The sequence below is a fragment of the Candidatus Vicinibacter proximus genome (genome assembly GCA_016713905.1).
In the GTDB taxonomy this organism is placed as follows: domain Bacteria; phylum Bacteroidota; class Bacteroidia; order Chitinophagales; family Saprospiraceae; genus Vicinibacter; species Vicinibacter proximus.
Map to the genome: position 1 here is coordinate 492,501 of JADJOE010000001.1, position 24,128 is coordinate 516,628.

Annotated in this window: 21 protein-coding genes; 3 read left to right on the top strand and 18 right to left on the bottom strand. The window is 35.8% G+C overall.

The window, feature by feature from the left end; all coding sequences use genetic code 11:
* Positions 1-175 precede the first annotated feature (175 nt).
* Complete coding sequence (locus tag IPJ83_02035; protein ID MBK7879326.1) at positions 176-646, bottom strand: porin family protein; 471 nt, start codon at positions 644-646, stop codon at positions 176-178.
* A 120-nt stretch (positions 647-766) separates the two neighbouring features.
* Positions 767-2,167: a hypothetical protein gene (locus IPJ83_02040; protein ID MBK7879327.1), complete on the bottom strand. Its 1,401-nt coding sequence runs from the start codon at positions 2,165-2,167 to the stop codon at positions 767-769.
* A gap of 160 nt (positions 2,168-2,327) precedes the next feature.
* Here IPJ83_02040 and IPJ83_02045 point away from each other — a divergent pair, with 160 nt between their 5' ends.
* Positions 2,328-4,505, top strand: coding sequence for a T9SS type A sorting domain-containing protein (locus IPJ83_02045; protein ID MBK7879328.1), 2,178 nt, complete (start codon positions 2,328-2,330; stop codon positions 4,503-4,505).
* 407 nt (positions 4,506-4,912) lie between these two features.
* On the opposite strand, the gene IPJ83_02050 is transcribed toward IPJ83_02045, so the two are convergent.
* From IPJ83_02050 to IPJ83_02065, 4 genes are all read right to left on the bottom strand, one after another.
* Positions 4,913-5,653, bottom strand: a complete 741-nt coding sequence (locus IPJ83_02050) for a glycosyltransferase family 2 protein (GenBank protein ID MBK7879329.1) — start codon at positions 5,651-5,653, stop codon at positions 4,913-4,915.
* A 6-nt stretch (positions 5,654-5,659) separates the two neighbouring features.
* Entirely contained in the window at positions 5,660-6,058 is a 399-nt protein-coding gene (locus tag IPJ83_02055) for a hypothetical protein (protein ID MBK7879330.1), read from the bottom strand.
* A gap of 12 nt (positions 6,059-6,070) precedes the next feature.
* Positions 6,071-8,062, bottom strand: coding sequence for a dehydrogenase E1 component subunit alpha/beta (locus tag IPJ83_02060; GenBank protein ID MBK7879331.1), 1,992 nt, complete (start codon positions 8,060-8,062; stop codon positions 6,071-6,073).
* 741 nt (positions 8,063-8,803) lie between these two features.
* On the bottom strand, positions 8,804-9,385 hold the full coding sequence (locus IPJ83_02065; GenBank protein ID MBK7879332.1) for a sigma-70 family RNA polymerase sigma factor: 582 nt from the start codon (positions 9,383-9,385) through the stop codon (positions 8,804-8,806).
* Positions 9,386-9,888: 503 nt separating this feature from the next.
* Between IPJ83_02065 and uvrA the strand changes: the two genes are divergently transcribed.
* Positions 9,889-12,711 (top strand): excinuclease ABC subunit UvrA, encoded by a 2,823-nt coding sequence (gene uvrA / locus IPJ83_02070; protein MBK7879333.1) that lies wholly within the window; start codon positions 9,889-9,891, stop codon positions 12,709-12,711.
* Between the two features lie 224 nt (positions 12,712-12,935).
* Here the strand turns inward: uvrA and IPJ83_02075 are convergent, their stop codons facing one another.
* The 10 genes from IPJ83_02075 to IPJ83_02120 all read right to left on the bottom strand — a co-directional run bounded on the left by IPJ83_02075 (position 12,936) and on the right by IPJ83_02120 (position 21,710).
* Positions 12,936-15,233 (bottom strand): TonB-dependent receptor, encoded by a 2,298-nt coding sequence (locus tag IPJ83_02075; protein MBK7879334.1) that lies wholly within the window; start codon positions 15,231-15,233, stop codon positions 12,936-12,938.
* Between the two features lie 5 nt (positions 15,234-15,238).
* Positions 15,239-15,808, bottom strand: coding sequence for a type 1 periplasmic binding fold superfamily protein (locus IPJ83_02080; protein MBK7879335.1), 570 nt, complete (start codon positions 15,806-15,808; stop codon positions 15,239-15,241).
* A gap of 101 nt (positions 15,809-15,909) precedes the next feature.
* On the bottom strand, positions 15,910-16,314 hold the full coding sequence (locus tag IPJ83_02085) for a hypothetical protein (GenBank protein ID MBK7879336.1): 405 nt from the start codon (positions 16,312-16,314) through the stop codon (positions 15,910-15,912).
* Positions 16,315-16,365: 51 nt separating this feature from the next.
* Positions 16,366-16,902: a dCTP deaminase gene (locus tag IPJ83_02090; GenBank protein MBK7879337.1), complete on the bottom strand. Its 537-nt coding sequence runs from the start codon at positions 16,900-16,902 to the stop codon at positions 16,366-16,368.
* Positions 16,899-17,804 carry a hypothetical protein gene (locus IPJ83_02095; GenBank protein MBK7879338.1) on the bottom strand — a complete coding sequence of 302 codons (906 nt, stop codon included), beginning with the start codon at positions 17,802-17,804 and terminating at the stop codon, positions 16,899-16,901. The genes IPJ83_02090 and IPJ83_02095 overlap by 4 nt, the downstream gene beginning before the upstream one ends.
* A gap of 8 nt (positions 17,805-17,812) precedes the next feature.
* Positions 17,813-18,478, bottom strand: a complete 666-nt coding sequence (locus tag IPJ83_02100; protein ID MBK7879339.1) for a nitroreductase family protein — start codon at positions 18,476-18,478, stop codon at positions 17,813-17,815.
* On the bottom strand, positions 18,478-19,179 hold the full coding sequence (locus IPJ83_02105) for an SDR family oxidoreductase (protein ID MBK7879340.1): 702 nt from the start codon (positions 19,177-19,179) through the stop codon (positions 18,478-18,480). Before IPJ83_02105 ends, IPJ83_02100 begins: the two co-directional genes overlap by 1 nt.
* A gap of 50 nt (positions 19,180-19,229) precedes the next feature.
* Positions 19,230-19,529 (bottom strand): YceI family protein, encoded by a 300-nt coding sequence (locus IPJ83_02110; protein MBK7879341.1) that lies wholly within the window; start codon positions 19,527-19,529, stop codon positions 19,230-19,232.
* 88 nt (positions 19,530-19,617) lie between these two features.
* The gene (locus IPJ83_02115) at positions 19,618-19,896 is read right to left on the bottom strand and encodes a hypothetical protein (GenBank protein ID MBK7879342.1); all 279 of its coding nucleotides are present in this window, start codon (positions 19,894-19,896) and stop codon (positions 19,618-19,620) included.
* Positions 19,897-19,925: 29 nt separating this feature from the next.
* Positions 19,926-21,710: an aminopeptidase P family protein gene (locus tag IPJ83_02120; GenBank protein MBK7879343.1), complete on the bottom strand. Its 1,785-nt coding sequence runs from the start codon at positions 21,708-21,710 to the stop codon at positions 19,926-19,928.
* 130 nt (positions 21,711-21,840) lie between these two features.
* Here IPJ83_02120 and rpoN point away from each other — a divergent pair, with 130 nt between their 5' ends.
* On the top strand, positions 21,841-23,397 hold the full coding sequence (rpoN, locus tag IPJ83_02125; GenBank protein ID MBK7879344.1) for an RNA polymerase factor sigma-54: 1,557 nt from the start codon (positions 21,841-21,843) through the stop codon (positions 23,395-23,397).
* Between the two features lie 5 nt (positions 23,398-23,402).
* Here rpoN and IPJ83_02130 read toward each other — a convergent pair whose 3' ends face one another.
* A complete protein-coding gene (locus IPJ83_02130) occupies positions 23,403-23,732 on the bottom strand; it encodes a hypothetical protein (protein ID MBK7879345.1) in 330 nt (109 codons plus the stop codon).
* The gene (locus IPJ83_02135; protein MBK7879346.1) at positions 23,716-24,102 is read right to left on the bottom strand and encodes a hypothetical protein; all 387 of its coding nucleotides are present in this window, start codon (positions 24,100-24,102) and stop codon (positions 23,716-23,718) included. Before IPJ83_02135 ends, IPJ83_02130 begins: the two co-directional genes overlap by 17 nt.
* Between the last annotated feature and the right edge of the window lie 26 nt (positions 24,103-24,128).

Here is a 24,128-nt window from a genome sequence, read left to right on the forward strand (position 1 = left end):
GGTTAGAGTACCAACAAAAAATGTTTTTAACAAAAAAGCCTGATGAAGTTATTTTCACCAGGCTTTTTTAATGAAATAGAATTTCTTTATTAAAAATGATACTGAAGTCCAAAATTTAAGGAACTCATTCCTAAATTAATACCAAATTCAGTTGTTTTTACAGCGTCATTACTTCCTACTTTTCACTGTCAGATGTGAATCCAAGGAAACCAAAATGTCCGATGGCAGACCAACGATCGGCAAACTTGTACATTACTCCCGGGCTGATTCCAATACCGAAAACAGAGTTTTTAGTCTCAACGGTACCAATTGTTTCTTTCCCAGTAGAAAAACCAACTCCTAAATCTCCAAAAAGGGTAGCTTTATCTCCAACACTCTTTCCATATCTGAGGAAAGGAGTAGCTCCAAAAATGGTATGATCCTTATGAGGCTGTCTGAAGTTGACTTCAAGACCAATACCCATATTATCACTAAACATATAACCAAGTGTAGGTGCAAGACCGAAAGAAGAAGTTCCATCAGCATCACCCACTTTGTTAGAGTTAAAATTTAAGTCCAATCCGACCCAGAACTTTTCTTGGCTGAAAGCAGTAAACGACACCAGCATAAAGAAAACCAATGTCAAAGTTGAAAAAATTTTGTTCATACGTTTTTGTTTAAAAGGTTAGTAATAAGCAAGATTACACATTTTGTATTTTATAATTCACTTTAATTTAACATATATTTATCAATAATATGTAATAAGCTTATTTACAATGTAATGTTATTATCTATTGAGCCATGGAGTGGAACTTTTCAACCAACCATTTCCTTCCTGTAATTTTTTCTTCAGACTGAATGTCAAGGGCGTATTGCTTAAATTTTTCTTTTCGTTTGGATTTGTTTTTAAAAGTTTCCTCATGTACTTTAGAAAGCTTTTATAGTGATCCGAGTGATAGCCAAGATTTTTCTTTCGTCGAAGAAATAGCTCCATCGACTCTACATGATATTGCGAAAGTTCGGATTCACCCATTTCGTAAAATATTCTAATTCTTTCAAGGCGGGTGCTAAGTTCTATTAATTGATCGTTAAAACTTAGTTGCGTCAAGTAGGCTATAGCTTGATGGTATTTCTTTTGATCGCTTAGTACCCTGGCTTTTTCGAGCAGGTAAAAAGGTTCTCTGTATTGTTTTTCCAATTTTACCTGATACGTCTCTAAAAATTCATTTACCCAATCATATTCCTTCAGATTAATGCCGATTTCGGCAATGTTTCTATAAGTAAACCTGGATAATTTCCCTTGATCCAAAAGGAACTCTTTCTCGAGTCCTCGCATATAAAGATCAAATACAGTTTCATTGAACTGTTCTTTTCCTTCATTAACTTTTCGGATACAATAATTCAGGATATTGACATAAACTTCCCTGCGCTCTTCATTTTCAAAATGATGGTCATAATTTTGGTAAAGTTCTACGCACTTTTTAAAGTAAATGTCTTCTGTTGGATTTAATATTGCCAGGTAGTTATAGTAGTAAAAACCCAATACTGGTATTTCATATAGTTTTTGCTCTTTTACATAATTATTTATTTCTTTAATAAATGGAAAAGGTGATTCAAGTTTGTAAACAGAGTGCACGTGGAGTACACGGCAGCAATGTCTGAGCTTTTTTATGATGTAGCTGACTTCAATAGAATCCGATATTTCTTTCAGGTTAAATTCTCCTTGTCGTTTCTTGGTGACCAAATAGTCATATTTTTCCAGCCTTAAATTGTAGCTATGTTCATAATAACCCTCATTTTTTGGGAGTATCTTATTTTGATCCTGAACAAACTCTTCGTATGTTTGAATGAAATGTTTATCCAATGATTTTTGTCGATAATATTTCAATAATCCGGATTTTGTGCTCTGCTTGTCCCCGTTTTCAATTCTTAAGAAGTCTTCTGCAAATGAAAAAAGCCTGCTCAGTAACAGTCTCATTCTGTTGTCATTAAATGGCTGACCAGGGAAAAGTGCTCTGAAAAGGTTTTTTTTATCGGGAATTTTAGTCTTAATTGAAGGTTCATCCGTTAAAACGATAAGAACCTTTAACATAAGTTCGTCAGAGCATAATAGCGGAGATTGAAGGTACTTTTTAAACCGTGTCAATGTTCTGGCATCAAATGACCTTATTAAATCTACGATTTTCAAATTAATATTATTTTAATATGATGTACAAATATAAACGTAAATATCAGAAAAACAATTAATTATGATATTTTTATTAAATATTTACAGTACAAACATAAAAAAGTGTCTTTGAATTTGGATGAAAACTGTTAAATTTTTGCATTAGAAAAATCCGGTAAGAATGAAAAGTATTCGCTATTCTGTAATTGCCTTAGCTTTTGTGATGTGTGGCTCGTGCATACTTAGGGCTCAGGATTCAATCTATCTAAGCTTAAATGCCAGGATGGAGAACGATACTTTAATTCTAAATGTGCTTCCAGTAAAGTTCTCAAATATTATTTCCTGCAGGTTTGGTATTAGATACCCTTATGCTGATTTAGATTATATAAGGGCAACAGCAAATCCGCTTCTACAAGGAGCTGCTGTTTCAGGTAATCAACAACAGATTGGATTGGGGTGGATAAGTGGTCCACCAAATCCAACTACCATAGCCGACTTTAATTCCATAGCAGAATTCAGATTTTACATTAAAAATAAAGTTTCTTCTTATTGTTTTGATTTTGACGTTCCCGGACTAAAACCGGAAATGACTAATTCTCAAGCTTCCGGAATGCCGGTACGCGGGATAGCACTTTGTCAGAATTTTATTAATGGTACAGTTGTAGGAATTGTGAGACAAGACCAAAATAATAATTGCTTAGCTGAATTGACTGAACCAGGTTTACCTTCCATCAACCTGATTTTCAGTGACGGAAACAATGAGTACTACACTTTAACCAAAGATGATGGAAGCTTTGAGATAGATCTACCTATGGGGGCTTTCAACCTTAAGTTGAAAGACCGAAATGATTTGAGGCAGTTTTGTCAAAACAGCGGTCAAATTAATATAACGACCCCCGGTCAGTTTGTCGAACTTAAAGAAACTGCAAAAGACCTTATCCTATGCTCTGAACTATGGGTTCATTTGACTACTCCCAAAATGAGGCTGTGCAGCGATGTCGAATTCTCGATTGATTACGAGAATCTTGGCACCGTAGATGCGCAAAATGCCTACGTAGATGTGCAGCTGGATCCGCAATTGACTTTTATCAAGGCGGATCTGGCAGGCACTTTGACCACGGCCAATACTTATCGTTTTTTACTAAACACTGTTCCGGCAAATTTTAAAGGTAATTTCAAGCTTGTAGTAAAAACCAAATGTGATCCGCAATTCATTGGTCGTACGATGTGCAGTCAAGCGGTAATTTATCCACGAAATCCATGTAAGACACACACCGCTTACTCTGGCGCAGAATTACAAATTGTTCCAAGATGTGAAAATGATTCTGTTATATTCAGTATTAAAAACATCGGAACCGGTGATATGAAGGCTGATTTATCTTTTACTACAGTGGAAGATGATGTCATGCCTGGTTACAGTGGTAAAATTAATTTACTTCAAAATCAATCTCAGGAAATAAGATTGCCTGCTCTAGGGAAAACAAAACGGATTGTTTTTGATACTATACCTTATCACCCATATAAGGTTCGTCCAACAGCTGCAATGGAAGGTTGTGGTTTACTGCCCAACGGGGACTTTAGTAAGGGATTCATTAATAATTTTAGCTTAGGTGATGAAGCTCCACAGGTATCCGACTTGTGTGCAGAAATAAAATCTTCGTTTGATCCAAATGATAAAATAGCCAGTCCGGAAGGTATGAGCAGCGAGCATTTTGTGCGAAGTGACAATAGATTGAATTACATAATAAGATTTCAAAATACAGGAAATGATACTGCCTTTAGTGTAATTGTGCTAGACAAGATAGATCCAGCATTGGATTTAAATTCTATACAGATTCAGACCTCAAGTCATCCTGTGGTATGGTCTCTTCAATCCGATCGCACAATTAAATTTAAATTCCAGCCAATAAGTTTGCCAGATAGTGTGTCAGACTTATCTGGATCTCAGGGTTACATCAGTTATTCTATCTTGCCAATTAATTCCATAAAAAGGAATCAAATTATCAGAAACTATTCTGACATTTTGTTTGATTTTAATCCTCCTGTTAGAACTAATACATACATTCATACCATTGGGGAGTATACTTTTACCGCTACCAACGACAACCAAAACGATGATATTTTAGTAAAAGTCTATCCAAATCCATTTGCAGAGTCTTTGTCATTTAAAACTGAAAAAAGTACAGAATATTTTTTGGAAATATATGATTTGAAAGGAAATTTAGTTTTTAAAGGATTTAGTAGTGAAGGTAGCATACTGGTAAAGACCGGTGAGTTGAATATAGTTGGCGAATACTTATACAGGATTACAGTTAAAGAAAATCTATTGCAACATGGTAAGATTGTCAAAAATTATTAATCATTTTCATTTCTCCTATTTTGAGATTGAATAAGTGATTGAATAGAGATTAAATGATCCATTTAGATATCAAGATGAATTTTTTTTTGTATAAAATATTAACACAGTATAAATTTCAGTTCATCTGTAGCCATTCAAATAAAGACGAAAAAAAATTATTGCTTTTATAAATCAAAATTATATTAGAATGACCACAACATATTTTCATGCAAAATGGATAAAGACTAAACTCTTTAATATCATCCTTATTGAAATTTGATCATATTTTTTTGTTTGAATAATGTGGTTTATCCGAGAATTCTTAAGAATTCTAATCCCCGACAAAGGTTGGGGATTTTTTTTATTTTGCAAATTGAAATCAGGTAATTCTCATCCTTAGAACGTTGAGAGAAGTAAAAAATAACTTTTTATTCGTAAATTTTAAATTTGAATAAACCAGTCTTTTGTAGAAAGTGTTGACAGGATACACTTAGTACGCCTAAACCATATTTGACGGATCTTTTAAAGTTTATAGAAGAAGCCTCTTCAAAATATTTCGTTGGACAACTTACTTCCGCAATGTCAAAACCTTTGTAAATTATTTGGGAAAGCATTTGATTATCAAATACAAAATCATCAGAATTATTCTTAAATGCAATGGAGTTTAATACATGCCTGTTAAATGCACGATATCCAGTGTGGTATTCTGATAATTTGTATCCTATCAATAAATTTTGACACATGGTCAGTATTCTATTGAAAAAGTATTTGTAAAGAGGCATTCCTCCTTTTAAAGCACCAGTACCCAAAATTCTGGACCCCAATACAACCGGATAGAGATCCTGTGCAATTAGGTTTACCATACTCGGTATTAGTTTCGGAGTGTATTGATAATCTGGATGTAGCATGATGATAATATCAGCGTTGATTGCCAGAGCTTTTGCATACAGTGTTTTTTGATTACCACCGTACCCTTTATTGACTTCATGTCTGATGATATGGTGTATATTTAATTTTTGAGCCAGTTCAAAAGTAAGGTCTTTACTGGCATCGTCACATAGAATCACTTCATCTACAATATCGAAAGGGATCTCTCGGATTGTTTTCTCTAATGTTCTTTCTGCATTATATGCAGGAAGTACGACTACAATTTTTTTATTTTGAAACATCTAATGCTATTCTATTGTATGGCTTATTAGTTGTAGATCGGAAAGTTGGTGAAACCATTTAAGGCATTTCTTCATATCCTTCAAATGAACTCTATAGCGATCATAATCAGGTAATACCTTTTCAAAATACTCTTTAATAATGGAATCTTCGGCACTGACCTGTGGGATTGGGGTATCCACGGCATGTGTGTAAAAAGTTTCATAAACCTCCTTTAGTGGTTTTGTGTCCTCAAGAGTATAGATTCCAATCGATTCAAGGGGAGAAAATTGATAGATTCTGGCAGAATAAAAATTCTGTTTACCATTAGACATGTCTTCAAGTATAAGCCCATTTGGTCTACTGGCAATCATTTTAAATAAACTTGCCTGGCCACTGACAGCAACGAATTTTTCTAAATTGATCATATATTTTTATAATTAATAATTTAATAGTTGGATTAATGAATTTTTTAATCTCGATTTTGCAAGATAATTTTCCTCCAGTCTTTTGGCAAATGGAATTGGCGTGTCCAATGATCCGCATCTAATTACAGGAGCATCTAAATGATTAAATAGCTTTTCCCCTATATGTGCACTTATCTCCCCACCTAATCCGCCAAAAATGTTATCCTCATGCAACACACAGACCCTATTAGTTTTGATCACAGTTTTTTCAATTGCCTCATAATCCAAGGGTACCAAAGTTCTTAGATCAACAATGTCTGCGTTCAAGGACATTTCTTTACAAATTTCCAAAGCCCAATGCACGCCAAGGCCGTAAGTAATGATACTGAGCTGAGTTCCTTCCTGTACCAATACTGCTTTACCAAACGGGATTTTATAATAGGATTCGGGGACAGGTCCCTCAATTGAGCGGTAAAGATATTTATGCTCAAAATACAATACAGGGTTTGGGTCGTCAAAAGATGTTAATAACAAACCTTTGGCATCATAAGGGTTAGATGGATAAACAACTTTGAGTCCTGGAACATGTGCAAACCAAGATTCATTTGTTTGAGAATGAAAGGGTCCGGCTTGTGTTCCGGCACCTGCTGGAAGTCGTACAACAACATCAGCAGGTTCTCCCCATCGGTAATGCAACTTTGCGAGATTATTTACAATCTGATTGAATCCACAGCTCACAAAATCAGCAAACTGCATTTCAATCATAGATTTAAAACCTTTAAGACTAAGACCCAAACCAGCTCCAATTAATGCTGACTCACATATAGGCGTATTGCGAACTCTTTGTTTGCCATATTTTTCCAGCATACCTTCAGTGATTTTAAAAACTCCGCCGTATTCTGCAATATCTTGTCCTATTAGTATAAGGTTATCATGGTGGCCCATGGCCAAATCAATACCATCTTTGATGGCGTCAATAAACCTTACTATTTTTTTGGATTCTGAGGGTTGGGATTCGGTAAAATGATATTCGGCAAATACATCTCTAAGCTCTTCTTCAATACTACAGTCCCCATCAGGCCAATCAAATACCTTTTCAACATCTTCCTGAATTTCTGACTTCAGAGAATTTCTTAAATTTTCTATCTCCCCATCGACTAAAATTTTTTCATTCAGCAACCAATTTTCATAATTCGTGAGGGGATCTTTTTTACTCCATTCTTCAAGTAAATTTTTGGGGACATATTTCACTCCTGATGCTTCTTCATGGCCACGCATTCGAAAAGTGATACATTCCAGCAATATTGGTTCAGGATTTAGTCTAATTTCGGAAGCAATTTTTTTTATGGTTTGGTAAACTTCAAGAATATTGTTTCCATCAATAGTGTAAGATTTCATACCATAGCCCAAACCCCTATCTGCAAGATTGCGGCAAGCATATTGCTCAGTAGTAGGTGTAGATAATCCATAGCCATTATTTTCTATGATAAAGATTACCGGTAGTTTCCATACCGAAGCAAGATTTAAAGCTTCGTGAAAATCTCCTTCACTGGTTCCTCCTTCACCGGTGAAGGCAACTGAAACTTTTCCTTCATGGTTAAGTAGAGAACCAAGTGCAGTTCCATTTGCCAAAGTAAGTTGAGGGCCTAAATGGGATATCATGCCGACTATATGAAAATCTTTCTGACCAAAGTGAAATGACCGATCACGGCCTTTTGAGTAACCTGATTTTTTACCTTGCCATTGAGCAAATAAACGATCAAGTGGCATTTCTCTAGTTGTAAACACACCAAGATTTCGATGAAGAGGAAAGATAAACTCGTCTCTTTCCAAAGCAGCGGTCACTCCCACAGAAATTGCCTCCTGACCTATGCCAGAGAACCATTTTGAAATTCTTCCCTGTCGAAGTAGGTTGAGCATTTTTTCCTCTACCAGTCTTGGATAGAGCATTTTGTGATAAAGGTCAAACAGCACTTTATTACTTATGTCGCCTTTTTGAAATTCAATAAATTGCTTTTTTGACATGGATAGATCTTTCTAAAAGTCCGCAAATATCGGAAGGATTTGTATTGAAAACTTTCTTAAACCCTGGTTTAAAGACATTGGTTTATACCAATTTGGAAAAAAGTTTTATAAAATGATAATTTACTTAATTATATATATTATGAAAAAAAAAATCCAAATAAAATATTTTTCAACCAAGCAATTAAATAAAAAAATTACGTTCTTTGCACATTAGGGTGTTCTCATAGTGTTATTAAGAGGGGACATGGTCGCTCGGCCATGGCCCCTTTTTAAATTTTTTTAATTATTCGATTCACACCCAACTCACCTTTAGTTATGGAAATCTATTTTTTTGGCAAATAATATTTATTTGGATTGTAATAAAATGATTTATCTTTGTGCTTTAGGGTGTTCTCATAGTGTTATTAAGAGGGGACATGGTCGCTCGGCCATGGCCCCTTTTTAGTTATAATACTTTGATTGAAAGTCTTATACATATTCTACGAAAAGAATTTCTCTCTAATATAATTGAACACGAATTAAAAGACAGTTGAATTTAATTGGCTCCCACTTTTAATTAAGAATACCTGATAGTGGGATGAAAAGTTGAATTTAAAATTGGAAAAATGGGTTTTATTCTAAAAAAAATTTAATTTCACACGTTCTTTTGTCTAGGGGAGTAGTCAAAAGAAACCCATTGAAAACGAAGGGCAGCCTCCATCAGGAAAGCTGCCCTTTTTATTTTTATAAATCTAAGGATGATTATTGGAGTACAATTGACTTTTCCTCCATCATTTTTCTAATGTTGATGAGTGCGTATCTCATCCTTCCTAGAGCCGTATTTATGCTTACCCTCGTTAAAGCAGAAATCTCCTTAAAACTCATATCGGCATAATGTCTGAGAATGACCACTTCCCTTTGTTCTGCAGGAAGCATATCCACTAGTTTCCTCAAATGACTGTGGGTTTCACTCATAATTATTTGATCCTCCCTGTTTTCGTCTGGAAGCTCAAGAACATCGAAGATATCAAAATCTTCAGAAGTATTGACTTTAGTCCTTCGTTTGTTCCTCCTGAAATGGTCGACACACATGTTGTATGCAATCCTAGCGGCCCATTGGGAGAATTTACCCTCATGATTATAACTCCCTTTGCGAAGGGTATCAATTATTTTGATAAATACCTCCTGAAATAAGTCCTCGGCTAAGTCCCGATCTTTAACAAAAAGGTAAATTGCAGTGTAAATCTTTTTCTGATGTCGTTCCAACAATTCGCTGAAAGCATTCTCATTACCGCCTAAGTACATTTGGATCAGCTCCTGATCACTAGATTTGGAAACTTGCATACCTCGTTTATTTAATGATTCAATAAAAAAGTAGAAGTTTCAATCAATAGGCGATTTTTTTTAAAAAATTAAGATTCAATTGGTTTGTAGTAGCAAAGATACTTTTAATTCTGATTTCGAAACATCTTCACTATTCCTTTAACATAAATTTAACCCGACGATTACTCTACAAAATTATTCAAAAACAATACCAAATATGGAAATTTAGTAAAATAAGCTAAAATTATAATGAATAATTAAGAAAAGACCAAAGTAAAATAAATTTTTTTCATACTCAAGAGCCTTTATTTTAATTTAGATAAGAATAAACTAATTCTTGGGATGTTATAACAAAGACGAAGGATCATGAGGGCTATCCTAGCCAGGTGATTAGCTTGATGAAAAACAAACTGTAGTTAAATCTTGTTTCAGTGAAATATCTTTACATCCACTTTCGCTACATTCAACTTCTTTTTATCAAAAAAAAGCCGTCACTTTGCGGGTTATTTTATTAAACTCAATACATGGCCAAAGCCAAAGTCCTGAATCAAATTGAAATTAAAGGAGCTCATTCCAATAACCTTCAGCATATTGATGTCATCATTCCAAAAAATCAATTAGTTGTGGTTACAGGTGTTTCCGGATCAGGAAAATCCTCTTTAATTATCGATACCCTTTATGCAGAGGGACAGAGACGATACGTGGAAAGCTTGTCTTCCTATGCAAGACAATTCCTGCACCGAATGAAAAAGCCTGAAGTGGACTATATTAAAGGACTTTGTCCGGCAATAGCAATAGAGCAAAAAGTTATTTCTAGCAATGCTCGTTCTACTGTTGGTTCAATGACAGAGATATATGATTTTCTTCGTTTGCTTTTCGCTAAAATTGGAAAGACATATTCACCTGTCAGTGGGCAGGAGGTGCGTAAGAATGAAGTGAAGGATATTGTCGACTTCATCTTATCGCTTAAAAATGAAGATGTGGTATACCTTGTATTCCCTTTACAAAAACAATACGCAGAGCGCAGCCTTGCGCAGGAATTCGATTTCCTTACACAAAAAGGCTTCACCAGAATTTGGAAAGAGGGAGAATTGCTGGAAATTCAAGAATATACTTCTACTGAAAAGACACTGGATAAATACAAACTTAACAGTCCGGAAGCAGATAAATACAGGGTTGTGGTTGACCGTTTTAAGGTACAATCCAAAGATGTAGAGTTTTCAAAGCGGGTTGCTGATTCGATCCAGACTGTTCTGGCTGAAGGACACGGCTCATGCCATGTCATAATCAATCAAAATGAAGAGAAGGTTTTCAGTACCAGTCTAGAACTGGATGGCATTCGGTTTCTCGAGCCTAGTCCAGCACTTTTCAATTACAATAATTCTTACGGCGCCTGTCCAAAGTGTGAAGGATATGGCAGAATAATAGGCTTGGATGAAAATAAAGTAATCCCAAATCCCTCCAAATCTATTTATAGTGGAGCTATTGCTTGTTGGACCGGAGAAAAATCAGAAGATTGGCTTAAGCCTTTACTAAAAGTAGCTCATCAAATAGATTTTCCAATCCACAAACCTTATCATGATTTATCGAATGCCCAAAAGGATTTGTTATGGGAGGGAAAAGATTCCTTCGCTGGAATAAATGCTTTCTTTAAAGACCTTGAAGAAAAGTCCTATAAGATCCAGAACCGAATTATGTTGGCTCGTTATCGAGGTCGTACAGCATGTACAGTTTGCAAGGGTGGACGACTAAGACCGGAAGCAGGTTTAGTGAAAGTCGACGGAAGAAACTTCAAGGATATGATGTTTGTTCCTGTTGAAGAACTTCTTGATTTTTTTCAAAATATTAAAATCACGGAGAGCGAGCGAGAAATTGCAAAGCGCATACTGGTAGAAATCATCAACAGGCTTTCCGTCTTAAATAATATTGGACTTTCATATCTTACTCTGGATCGATTGGCAAACAGTTTGAGTGGAGGTGAATCACAGCGTATTCATCTTACCAGAACTCTGGGATCCAATCTATGTTCCTCGCTATATATACTTGACGAACCAAGTATTGGACTCCACCCAAAAGACACTGCTAGACTGGTAGAAGTATTATTGAAGTTAAGGGATTTGGGTAATACAGTGATCGTCATAGAACATGAGGAGGAGATCATAAGACAGGCAGATTCGATTGTAGATATTGGGCCAAGGGCAGGTATTCATGGAGGAAATCTGGAATTCAGTGGTAGTTATCAGGATTTTATTACAAAGTCAATGGAAAATCTTACTGCATCTTACCTTACCGGATTCAGACAAATTGAGTTACCCGCAATAAGAAGAAAACAAATAGATTTTCTCAATCTTAGTAATGCTCAAGTTCATAATTTAAAACAAATTGAAGTTAAATTTCCTCTTAACAACATGATTTGTGTTACTGGCGTTTCCGGCTCAGGCAAAACTACTCTGGTTAAACATTTGCTATATCCATTGTTGCAAGGGAAGTTGGAAGATACTATGGCAGAAGAAAATTTAATGGGCGCTGAATTAAACGGCCCTGTTAAGTTGTTGCAACAAGTTGAAATGGTGAGCCAACAGGGAATAGGGCGGTCAACTCGATCTAATCCAGCAACCTATGTAAAAGCTTATGATGACATAAGAGATATTTATAAGAATCAGCAGCTATCCAAGATTAGAGGATATATGCCCAAACACTTCTCCTTCAATGTTGAAGGAGGACGTTGCGAGGCTTGTAAAGGGGATGGAGAAATTGTGGTTGAGATGCAATTTCTGGCTGATGTGACCCTACTGTGTGAAGATTGTAACGGAAAACGATTCAAAAATGAAATTCTTGAAGTCACCTATAAGGAAAAAAATATCAATGAAATACTGAATCTGAGTATTGAGGAAGCCCTTGACTTTTTCCGGGATAAAAAAGACATTGTCAAAAAGCTCAAACCACTTGATGATGTGGGTCTGGGATATCTCAAGTTAGGCCAATCTTCTTCAACCCTTTCTGGAGGAGAAGCGCAAAGATTAAAGCTAGCCTTTTATCTTGGTCTTGAAGATAGCAGCCAGCATATCTTTTTCATTTTTGATGAACCAACTACAGGGCTTCATTTTGACGATATCAGGAAGTTGCTTTTTGCTCTTCATGGGCTAGTAGAAAAAGGACACACCGTTTTAGTAATTGAGCACAATATTGAAGTAATTAAAACAGCTGACTGGCTTATTGATCTGGGGCCGGGGGGTGGAAAACACGGTGGCCAACTTCTCTATCAGGGACCACCTGAGGGCTTAATTAAAGTGAAGAATTCTTATACCGCGCAATACCTCAAGGAAAAAATAGAAAATAAATCTTAATTATTCGTTCCAACATAATGCCCATAAATTTTTTATCTTAATTTTATTAGGCTACATTCTTCTAAATAGGAATGTATTATTAGAAAAATTACAGGAATAAAAATTTATTTCAAAAAATTATTAACAACAAATTACTTCATAATGTAAATGAGCAATGCATTACACACCAAAGTAAAGCTAAACCAACAAAGGAAAAGCTGGATGGAATTAAAGATTTAGTTAGATTATAATTCAAACTTCAGGCTGATGCTCACATTTCTGCCTTGTTCAGTGGCAAAATATCTAAGACGGTTTAGATAGTCTCTATACGTTGTATTAAGTAAATTTTCACACCTTAAAGCACACTTAAAATTGTGGTGCCTTATTGAAAAGTCAGAGGTTAGTTCTGCTCCTAACAGTAAATATCCATCCGGGGTAGGCATGAAGTCCTGATCATCCCTTATATCTGAGCGACGAAATAAATATCTGGTATTAATTTCCGCACTGAGGTAACCAAATGCTGGAATTTTTTTCTGTTGAAATTTTAATGAACTAAAAAGTTGTACTGGAGGCGTATTTACCAAACTTTGATGATTAACAACATCCCTCATTTTAATGTATGAAATTTGTCCTAACCATTGCCAATGTGTATAGAATTCAAATCTGCCGAGTGCATCTACACCATAGATGGTAGCATCGGTTTGATTGTATTTGTATACAGGAAATGCACCTCTGATGGTAAGTCTGTATTCATTCTGCGGTTCTAAATAAATATAGTCATTAATCCTTTGTGAATATATGCTGGTTTCAAAAATTAAATCTTCTCTCAAGTTGAATGTATTGGTAATAATACCTTTGATGCTGAATTCTTTATTAAGATTTGGATTTCCTTCCTCAATTCCTGCAACCGCCTGGTGCAAGCCTGAACTATAAAGTTCATTTACTTCTGGAGACCTGGCAGTATAACCAGCATTCAATCTTGCAGTCCAACCTGTAAATAATTTTTGTTTAATTCCTGTAGCAAAACTTGAATTATGAAATACATGATTTTTTGCCTTTTCGATCAAAGGTACACGAGAGACAAAACTCTTTACACTGAATAGATTAAAATCATATCGGGAACCAAATTCAAAAAGTGTATTTGATAGTTGATAGCTCCACTGAAAAAATGTTCCGGAATTGTTAAGCCAATAATCAGGAATCAAGGGAAATATTCCGGTGCCGGGCTGGTTAAAATTATAGTTAAATTTTTGCTGGATACCAAAAAACAAATTTTGTTTTCCTATTTCTCTTTTTTGCTTGAGTTCAATAAAGTAAGATTGCATCAGTAAATTAAGGGCTGGGGTTTCTGATAGACTTCCTCTTCGTACATCATATTCTCTGCGGTGATTTAGTTGAGCAGAGTATGTCCATTCTGTATATTTTTTACCCGATTGCCACTGATGTGTTCCTTTATAAAAGTAATGACTTACCTTTTGATATGGAGAGGAAATGGTATAAGAAAAATTATCTTTTGTAAAAAAAGGAGTATCTCTACCAATAGCTGCTTTTAGGTCGGTTAAATTGCCAATATGTGCTCCTCTCAGTATCCCAAGTTCTGTATGATATATACTAAAAAATTGTTTAAAATTTTTTGTAGAACTAAGGTCTTTAATAATGAGTATCGAACCGGTGTATTCTCTAGAACCCGTGTTGGTTAAGAAGTATGATGGAGTTTTATGATCACCACTAATTTTATAGCCTCCGGTTATTCGCCAGTCAAATTTCTTTTTAGATTGTTCTATTCGGGTAGATAAAGCAATTTGGTTACCATTGGTTTGGTAAGAGAATAGATTATGACTGTGAAGGTGTGGGTCTTTTCCAATTTTTCCATGTTCAAGTAAAACCAATCCGCCGAGATTGTTTCCGCCGTAGGCCAATGCGTCAACACCTTTAATTACAGTAATGTTGTCTGATGCAAATGGGTCTATTTCGGGTGCATGGTCAGTTCCCCACTGTTGACCAGCAAGGACTATTCCATTATTAAGTATCCCAATTCTATTCCCACTCATTCCATGAATCACTGGTTTAGAGATTGTCGAACCGTTTTTCGTGGAAGAGACGCCAGCAATTTGTTGGACAATTTGAGAGAGCGAACTTCCGGCAAGTCTGGAAATTTCATTGGCGTTAATAGTATTTTGGGTTTGAGAGGCGGAATTTCCTCGATGGCTTTGTACAGTTACAGTTTGTAAAAAATGTTCGTGGTGTTCTAATTCAAAATTTCCTACACTGTCTTTGTTAAGATAAAAAAATACTTTTTTTGCCTCACAACCAAGATGATTGATAATGAGGTGATAAGCACCCGGGCATAAATTTTCAAATAAATAAAAACCGGTCGAATCGGTTTGTGCGTATCGACCGGTTTCTTCAATATAAAGATTTGCAAATTCAAGTCCTGAATTTTCATGAGGATCAGATACTTTTCCAGAAAATTTCAGGATGCAAGTCTGACTTTGCAAATGGTTGTAGACTAGAAATAATAGGATGAATTGAATAAATTTCACTTTAATTATTTTATGTCCACATCAAAACTAACTTCAATATCTGTTTCTCCACCTGCATTAGTGATGTCCCCATTGCTTACCCCTGGAGCACTCTTATTTGGTTCATGTCGTAAAGTAATGACAATTTTTCCTGAGCTTGGACCACCTACAACTATTGCAGAACTGATTCCAACAGGTTTACCAACAGAGTCAGTATCCGTATAACTTGTGTTGATATTCAGAGATCCTGTTTTACTGAAGAAGAACTGGTGGGCTTCATCATCTGCACGAATTTCTTCTGTTATGTCATCAGCGGGAGTTACCGATTCATTGAGAAGCCTTAATGTTGCCTGATAGGCTGAATTGGCCTTAAGAGGACCACTTACACTTATAGTTGGTGGATTTCCTCCATCCCCATCCAAATCCCTAAAGGTCATGATAACCGAATCAGTACTTGGACCAATTTGATTTAAAGAATAAATTAAGGTTGTTATTAGCTCTTGCTCATTATCCGCTCCGCCATTTTTATCGCAGGCATTAATAAAAATAAATAAACCCGTGAGGATAAAATATTTAATCGAAAATAGATTTTTCATGTTCTTAACAAATTTTAGAAAAAGACAACAATATTTAGAATTAAACATAACTCTAAGAATACTGTCAAAAAAAATTTAATAAAATAAAATGATGTACAATTTTACACTACAGGTGGCCCTTTATTCATCAAATCAGGAATAGAAGGAATTCCTGATTTCAACAGAAAAGCATAAGTATCTAATTGATACAGAAAATTAAGGCGAAAATTAGATAAGTTAAGATTGCTTTTATCAAATTGAAGTATTCCATCGCAGAGAGAACACTTTTTAAATAATTTGGTTAAATGGCTTGGGTGATTGCAACCATGACCTAAGTCTCCATGATAAATGGTCCTGTGACATGCATCTTTTTCTATTTCTGCATCATGGCTTACTTCACGAGCGGAATCATGAATATGAAGGTAAGTACCTTCGGACTGTAAAATTGCCAAGAGGTAAGTTAGAATCATCATTAAGACAGCTAAGTCTTTCAACTGATTTCTTCTATTTCTATGACAATGACTCATTTACAATATTACAAACGGTATTCTTACTTTAAAAGTTTTTATTAGCTAGTTTTAAAACTTATTCTTCCACATCATGCTTTCAACAGGTCTGGTTGATCTTTCATTATACTTTGCTCCCGGTTTTCTGTGGTAGAGATTATTGATGTCCCCATCTACCATAAAATAGATAAGTTGGCCTATAGGCATACCATGGTAAACCCGGACCGGAAGGACACAACTGATCTCCAACGTCCAATGGTTACAAAATCCAACATCACCCTTTCCGGCAGTAGCATGAATATCAATACCCAAGCGACCTACACTGGATTTTCCTTCCAGGAAAGGCACTGTATGGTGGGTTTCGGTATATTCTTCTGTTACGCCCAGGTAAAGCACTCCAGGTAGAAGTAAAAATCCATCCTCAGGAATGTCAAAGATAAAAATGGGATTGTGTTTTTTAGCATCAAGCTGAGGGTCTATGTAAGTTGCAAGGGTCTTTCCGAGGTGTACATCATATGAGTTAGTACCCAAGCATTCAGGTCTAAAAGGCTCGATCACAATATCTTTATTTATTATGGCCTCTAGAATTTTTTTATCACTTAATATCATAATTCACTTATTCTCCAGGCTTTTACCAGCCTGTCATCTGAGGCCGAAAGTAAGATATTTTCCTTGCTTAACCAGCATAAATCATTTACTGAATGTAGGTGGGCATTAGGTTTTTCCCTAGATATATCTTTAACCAGTTCTAGCGTATTCCTATCCCATATTCTTATGGATCTGTCGCGACTGGCAGTGGCTATCAAATTTAGTGGTTCAAGACTGCAAATCTTGTTTACAGTAAACCAATGTGCCTGGATCGGCATAATAATTTCTTTTCCAGTTGCCAAGTCAAATCTTCTGATCAAGGCATCCATACCTGTTATTAGTAGTTGATTTTCAGGGAATAATTCAAGAATGGAGAAGATCATTTTTTCGGAAGAGATTTTATGAATAAGTTTAAGCCGACTTTCCTGTACGAAGTAATGGAAAATTTGGCCCTGCTCGTCTGAAAGAAAAAGTTCCCGATCATTTATAGAAGGACAAATGGCCCTGATTTTATTTTTACTTACTCTAATGGCATGAATTAACTTCAGACTTTTTGGATCAAAACATGAAAGTATTCCATCTGCTGAGGCACAGAATATTAATCCCGCTACTTTACAAATTTGATAGATGGAAAATTTGTGAAAAACTATTTTACGAGGGGGAGCTATTTGGTTTAAGTCAAAGCGATAAAAATACCCCTTTTGTGTACCACAAAACAGGCTGTCATTATCCGGATCAAAATATAAACAAAAGATCACATCATCGACCATTGCGAAGGCAACGCCATCGTCTTCTGAATTTGAAGACCACTGCACAATTTTTCTGTCACTGCCCCCGCTTAAAAACTGAAAAGGTTTGTTAAAAGAGGATAGACAATAAACAGATCCTAAATGGCCCTGGTAATCGCGAATCCATTCAGACACGCACATAATCATCTATAGTATACCAGAAATTCCTCTGGTTTTTTTCTCGAAATATCCGGAACCTTGATTTCATCGGCAGGGTATCCGACAGGTATTAAAAGAAATGGTTTTTCATTATCGGGACGTTGTAAAATTTCCTGTAAAAAATTCATGGGACTAGGCGTATGGGTAAGCGACACCAGACCAGCATTATGAATGGCTGCCAATAAAAGTCCACAAGCCAGCCCAACAGACTCCTGAACATAATAATTTTTCTTTTTTACACTTCCTACAAGGTCATAGGATTTTTTAAAAACTACAATAAGACAAGGTGCAATTTCCAGAAAGGCTATATGCCAGTCAGTTCCAAGAGGAGCAAGATCTGACAACCAATCAGCACTCATTCTTCTATTGTAATTTTCGAATTCTTCTTTTTCAGCAGCCTCCCTTATTTTTTTCTTTATTTCGGCATCTGTTACTATACAAAATGTCCAGGGTTGTTTGTTGGCTCCTGAAGGAGCGGTATTTGCTGTTAATAGTATATTTCGAAGGATGGATTCAGAAATGGGTTTTGAGGAAAAATCCCGCACCGTTCTTCTTTGATTCATGAATTGATAAAACTCTAAACTTCTTTTCAACATTTCCTGATCTGAGAAGGAGACAGGATCGTAATGGATAGTTTTGAAAGGTTTCATTATAAATCACCCAATTGAGGTCTCAAAATTATTTCTTCCATTACCGCGGAAGGGCTCATTTTTAGAGAAGATATTATTACCTGAGCTACATCATTTGCCTGCATTAGTCTTTCCATTGGCAAATTCACGCCTTTCCAGGAATCGGACCAAGTGGCTCCAGGGTAGATAGTGGATACTTTTATTCCTGTGGATTTTAATTCTTCTCTAAGGCATCTGCTAAAACCCTGTAAAGCAAATTTGGAAATACAATATAGACTTCCTCCAGGATATGGATCCAGACCAGCTATAGAACACATGTTAAAAATGTATCCTGATTTTTGGCGAATTAGTTTAGGTAAAAGTCCACGTGTCAATCTAAAAATACTGTAAAAATTTGTGTTCATCATCTGCTCCAGAAATCCATCTGGTCCATCAATAATCATTCCTGGTTGATAAATTCCTGCGTTGTTTACAAGAATATCTAGATATAGATTCTTTTGAATGATAAAATCAATAAGATCATCAACCTCATTTGCAACAGAAAGATCAGCTCTGAAAATATCAATATGAAGGTTTGGGTGGAGAGTTAATATTTCAGTTTTGAGTAATTCAAGATCATGAATGCTTCTGCTGTTGATCACAAGGTCAATTCCTTCATTGGCTAATGCTTTTGCAATTGCATTTCCTATTCCTTTACTGGCACCTGTGACTAAAGCAAGCATAATATTATATGTTTAAAAATTTGTTCTTTAAATTAATGCAAGAGCAAAAACTATTTTCTAATAGCAAGAATTTTCATATTTATTTTTATCTCATCATTGATTAAGTTGTCTATTAGGCTACTGAATATTTTCTTTGAATTATAATTAATACCCCATTCTGTTCTATCAATGACAAATTCCGGAACCGTAATGAGCATTGTATTTTCAGCAATATTGACGTGGGCTTTAATTTGAAGAGGTTTGGCAATTGATTTTATGGTTAACTCACCATAAACTAAAGAGTTAGTTAGGGAATCCTGAGAATCTCGGACAGAGTCAATTCTGAACTCAGCTAAAGGAAATGAATCCACCTGAAAAAAATTACCTCCTTTTAAATTTTCTTCAAAATCTTTTTTTCTTCCGGATCCGAAATATCTAAATCAACAAGAGAGTTCATGTCTATGTTAAACACCCCCCTGCAAGTTTTCCTGCTTGATCAATAAAAAATTTACTTTCTTTAAATTTCAAACTGCCATTATGTGATCCTGTTGGACTTGAACCCATCCAATAAATAATACTTTGAGGTGTCATTAACTCGAATCCTGTTCCATAATTCTGGAGTTCAGCAGCCTGTTGGACGGGATTTGTAGATAAACCGCTGTCTTTGTTTTTACAAGCCAAGGTTACCATTAAACCAATAGATAAAGTCGAGAAGATAATTTTAATTTTTTGATTCATACATTGAATTATTTATAACATAAATTAAGCTAAATGGATTGGCACTTTTTATGCAACCATATCTTTTCATCATCATTTAAATATGGGCTTACTCTTCGATAAACTTCTTCATGATACTGATTTAACCAAAGGAGTGAGACCCTGTCCATATCAGGATGGTATATCAAACTTGTATCGATTGGAAATAGCGTCATTGTTTCTAGGGCCAAGAATGGTCCATAATCCCCATTTGAATGAGGTTGGGTAAGCACCAAATTTTCAATCCTAATTCCATGCGACCCACTTTTATAGAATCCTGGTTCATTGCTTGTTAACATTCCTTCTATAAGATCTGTATTGCCTCTTTGATTCCATGCACTCACAAATCCTTGTGGAGGTTCATGCACATTCATAAAAAAACCTACCCCATGACCTGTCCCATGGCCATAATTGAGCCCCATTTGCCAAAGATATTGTCTTGCGAAAGCATCCAGCTGTATACCTTTCGTCCCCCTAGGAAATATTTGCCGACTAAGCGCTATGTTTCCCATCAGCACCGCGGTGTATTCCTTTTTAATTTCTTCGCTGGTTTCTGACAAGGCAATCGTGCGTGTGATGTCTGTAGTCCCATCCAGATATTGTCCGCCAGAATCCAGCAATAAAATACCCTCCGGTTTGATGGTTTTGGAAAGCTTAGGATCAGGCCTGTAGTGTATTATGGCACCATTGGATTGGTATCCTATGATTGCATCAAAACTTTCGTTAACATAAAGTGGCATGGAATTGCGGCAAGACTTTATTTCCATTGCCATTTCATATTCGGTGGGATAGGTTCCGCTTGCCAATTTTTTTTCAAGCCACATAAAAGCTTTAATTAAAGCAACAGCATCCTTCTCCATCACCTTGCGAATATGCTGGATTTCGACTTCATTTTTAATGGCCTTCATGGACATAATGCAGCTCGTTGCTGAAACAATTTTTCCTTCTGGAACCATCAGGGATAACTTTGCATTTAAACTGGCTGGATCCAAAAGCAATTTGCTGTTCCCAAGAGATGAGACAATATTTTTGATCTCATGATAAGGTACTATGCTTATTTCATCCGATTTCAATGAAGCACCTAAAGTTGAATCAACCTTGTCTCCATCAATAAATAGTTTTGCTCCATTCTTGTAAATCATTAAATACGCCACGAAAACGGGGTTACAATGGACATCGCTTCCTCTTAAATTCAACAGGTACGCAATTTCATCCAAAGCAGCCACCAGAAAGCAATCAGCACCACTTTTTTCAAGATATTCTTGCACTTCCGCCAACTTTTCGGCTCTGGATCTTCCACTGTATATTATTTCGTGCTCAAATAATGGCGTTTTAGGTAAGGAAGGTCTGTTCTGCCAAATATTTGTCAAAAGATCGCCACAGTCTTTCAAGTGAATACCCCTGGATCCAAGGACTTTGTTAAAGTGTGCTAATTGTCCAAAAGATAAACACCAAAAATCACATCCGACAGTTTTTCCTGGACCCAGATGGTTAGCCAGCCAATCTAAATATTCTGCCTGAGTTTGTACAAGCATTTTATGTAAGTTAATACCCGTACCTGCCAGTTGTTCTTCAGCTTGAAGGAAGTATCTAACATCAGTCCATAATCCAGCATGCTCCATACTCACTACTACGGTACCTGCAGAGCCGTTAAAACCACTAATCCATTCCCTGGTAGCCCAATATTCGGGTAGATATTCACTTTGATGAGGATCAGAAGACAGGAGGATATAAGCATCAACTCCGGCTTGGGTCATTTGGTCTCTCAGGGCATGCAGCCTGGCAGGAATATTCATAATTTACATTTTATATATTAAAAAATATCTTAATATGAAATAAAAAGTTATACATTTGTCACTGCAATACTACGAATAAGGCTCGAAGAACCAAATATTGCAATTTATTGTTTTACAGAATTAGAAAACTATGCTCAAACAACATTTAAGTCAAAGGCTCCTTCAGAAGCTATCTCCTCAGCAAATTCAACTGATGAAGCTGCTTCAGATTCCTACAGCTATTTTAGATCAACGAATTAAAGAAGAGCTTGAGCAGAACCCGGCTCTGGAAGAAGGGAATGATTATGAAGAAGAGCCTGAGAATTTTGAGACATCAAATGACACACCAGAATCTGATGGGGAATATGATCAGGAAGTAAAGGACTATGATTCTTCAGAGCCTGCCGAAGAAAATCCTACCACAGACTTTGAAGAGTATTTGAACAATTATCTGGAAGACGATACCGCCTCTTATAAATATAAAGCAGATGACTATACCGGTGAAATGGAAGAACAGAAAAGTGTCCCATTTGCTGTTGAAAGTACCTTTCATGATCATTTGGAACGACAGATTGGTTTGCTCAAACTAAAGGGGGAAGACCAGTATAAGATAGCTCTTCAAATTGTGGGGTCTATTGATGATGATGGTTATTTGCGGAGAGAACCATCTGCAATTATTGATGATTTGGTGTTTGCCCAAAATATTGATACCAATGAGAAAGAAATAATTTCCATCCTTCAAATGATTCAGGCATTCGACCCTCCCGGCGTCGGGGCTAGAAATCTACAGGAATGTTTGCTGATTCAAATCAGAGCTAAAATTAAAATTGAAAGTAAGAAAGTCAAACTAAAGATTTTGAAACTTTCAGAAACTGTTTTGCAGAATTATTTTGAAGAATTTACTAAGAAGCATTATACCAAAATGCAACGGTCATTAGGAATTTCAGAATCTCAATTGAAATCTGCTATTGACGAAATTTTAAAACTCAATCCAAAGCCGTCTTCTGGTTACGTGGACCCTATTTCATTTAACTCTGTGATAGGACATTACATCGTTCCTGATTTTACGGTTACTAATCGTGATGGAGAATTGGAACTTACCGTGAATTCAAAAAATGCTCCAGATCTCAAAATAAATGACCATTATCTGGATATGCTTCGAAACTATAACGACCATAAGAAAGTAGGATCTAATGGTAAGAAAGAAAAGGAAGCAGTAATGTTTATTAAACAAAAAATTGAAAGTGCCAAGTGGTTTATTGATGCCATTAGACAAAGACAGGATACTTTATATCGCACTATGTATTCAATCATGCAATTTCAGAAGGAATATTTTCTTACCGGAGACCAGAAGAAGATAAAACCAATGATTCTTAAAGATCTTGCAGACATCACTGGTCTTGACATTTCCACAGTATCCCGTGTCGCCAACAGCAAGTTTGTTCAAACAGAATATGGTACCAAAAGATTGAAAGAGTTTTTCTCAGAATCTTTACAAACAGAAGAGGGGGATGAGGTATCTACATTAGAGGTTAAAAAAATCCTTTCAGAGATGATTACAGGAGAAAGCAAACGCAAGCCTTTAAGTGATGAAAAGCTCAAAGAATTGTTATTGCGCAAAGGTTATAATATTGCCCGTCGCACGATAGCTAAATACAGAGAACAATTAAATATACCGGTCGCAAGATTGAGGAAAGAGTTGGTGTAACTAAATTAATTATTAGCGACAGTTAGGATGATTTGTTTTAATATTTTCTCCAATTGAATTAAATTGGATGAATCAATTAATCGGTTTTTTTGAATATCATCCAAAAGTATTTCGCAGGATTTTATACCTGCATAACAATTCACCATTGAAAAATTTGTTTTCAAAGCATGTAAATTATTGAAAATTATTTTTTGATTTTGTGATTTCACATTAATTTCCAGTTCGGCAATTCTTTTCAGTCCATCTTCCTTCCATGATTCTATCATATCCATTTCAATTTCGAGATTGCCGAAGGAAATTTGCTTAAAATATCTCAGGTCAATTGAGATGTCCATATTCCTGATTTAATATCTCTTCTCTTGGATAGAAGATGAATTGAGCTCCTAATTCTGACAGGACAAACAAACAAAAATGGTGGTCATGACTTTTATACAACCTTTGAAATTCAGGAATTTTATCAGATTGAATTAGATTTTTAACCATAAATTCTTCCATACTTGATGCATGAACAGACCATAGTCCCGTTTTTTCGCCGGCTTCTATGACAGGTATCCCCATTTCTAATTCTTGTTGATGAAGGATAAAAATGGGGTATAAACTTATATCTTCGTTTAGCATGATCTCTTGGGCTTGATTCAATGCTTTTCTGTACCGGCGCAGATCTTCCTCCAGTTGTAAATATTTTTCAATGCTGGGCTTGTTCATACTGCAAAGATAACTAGGAAATTAAT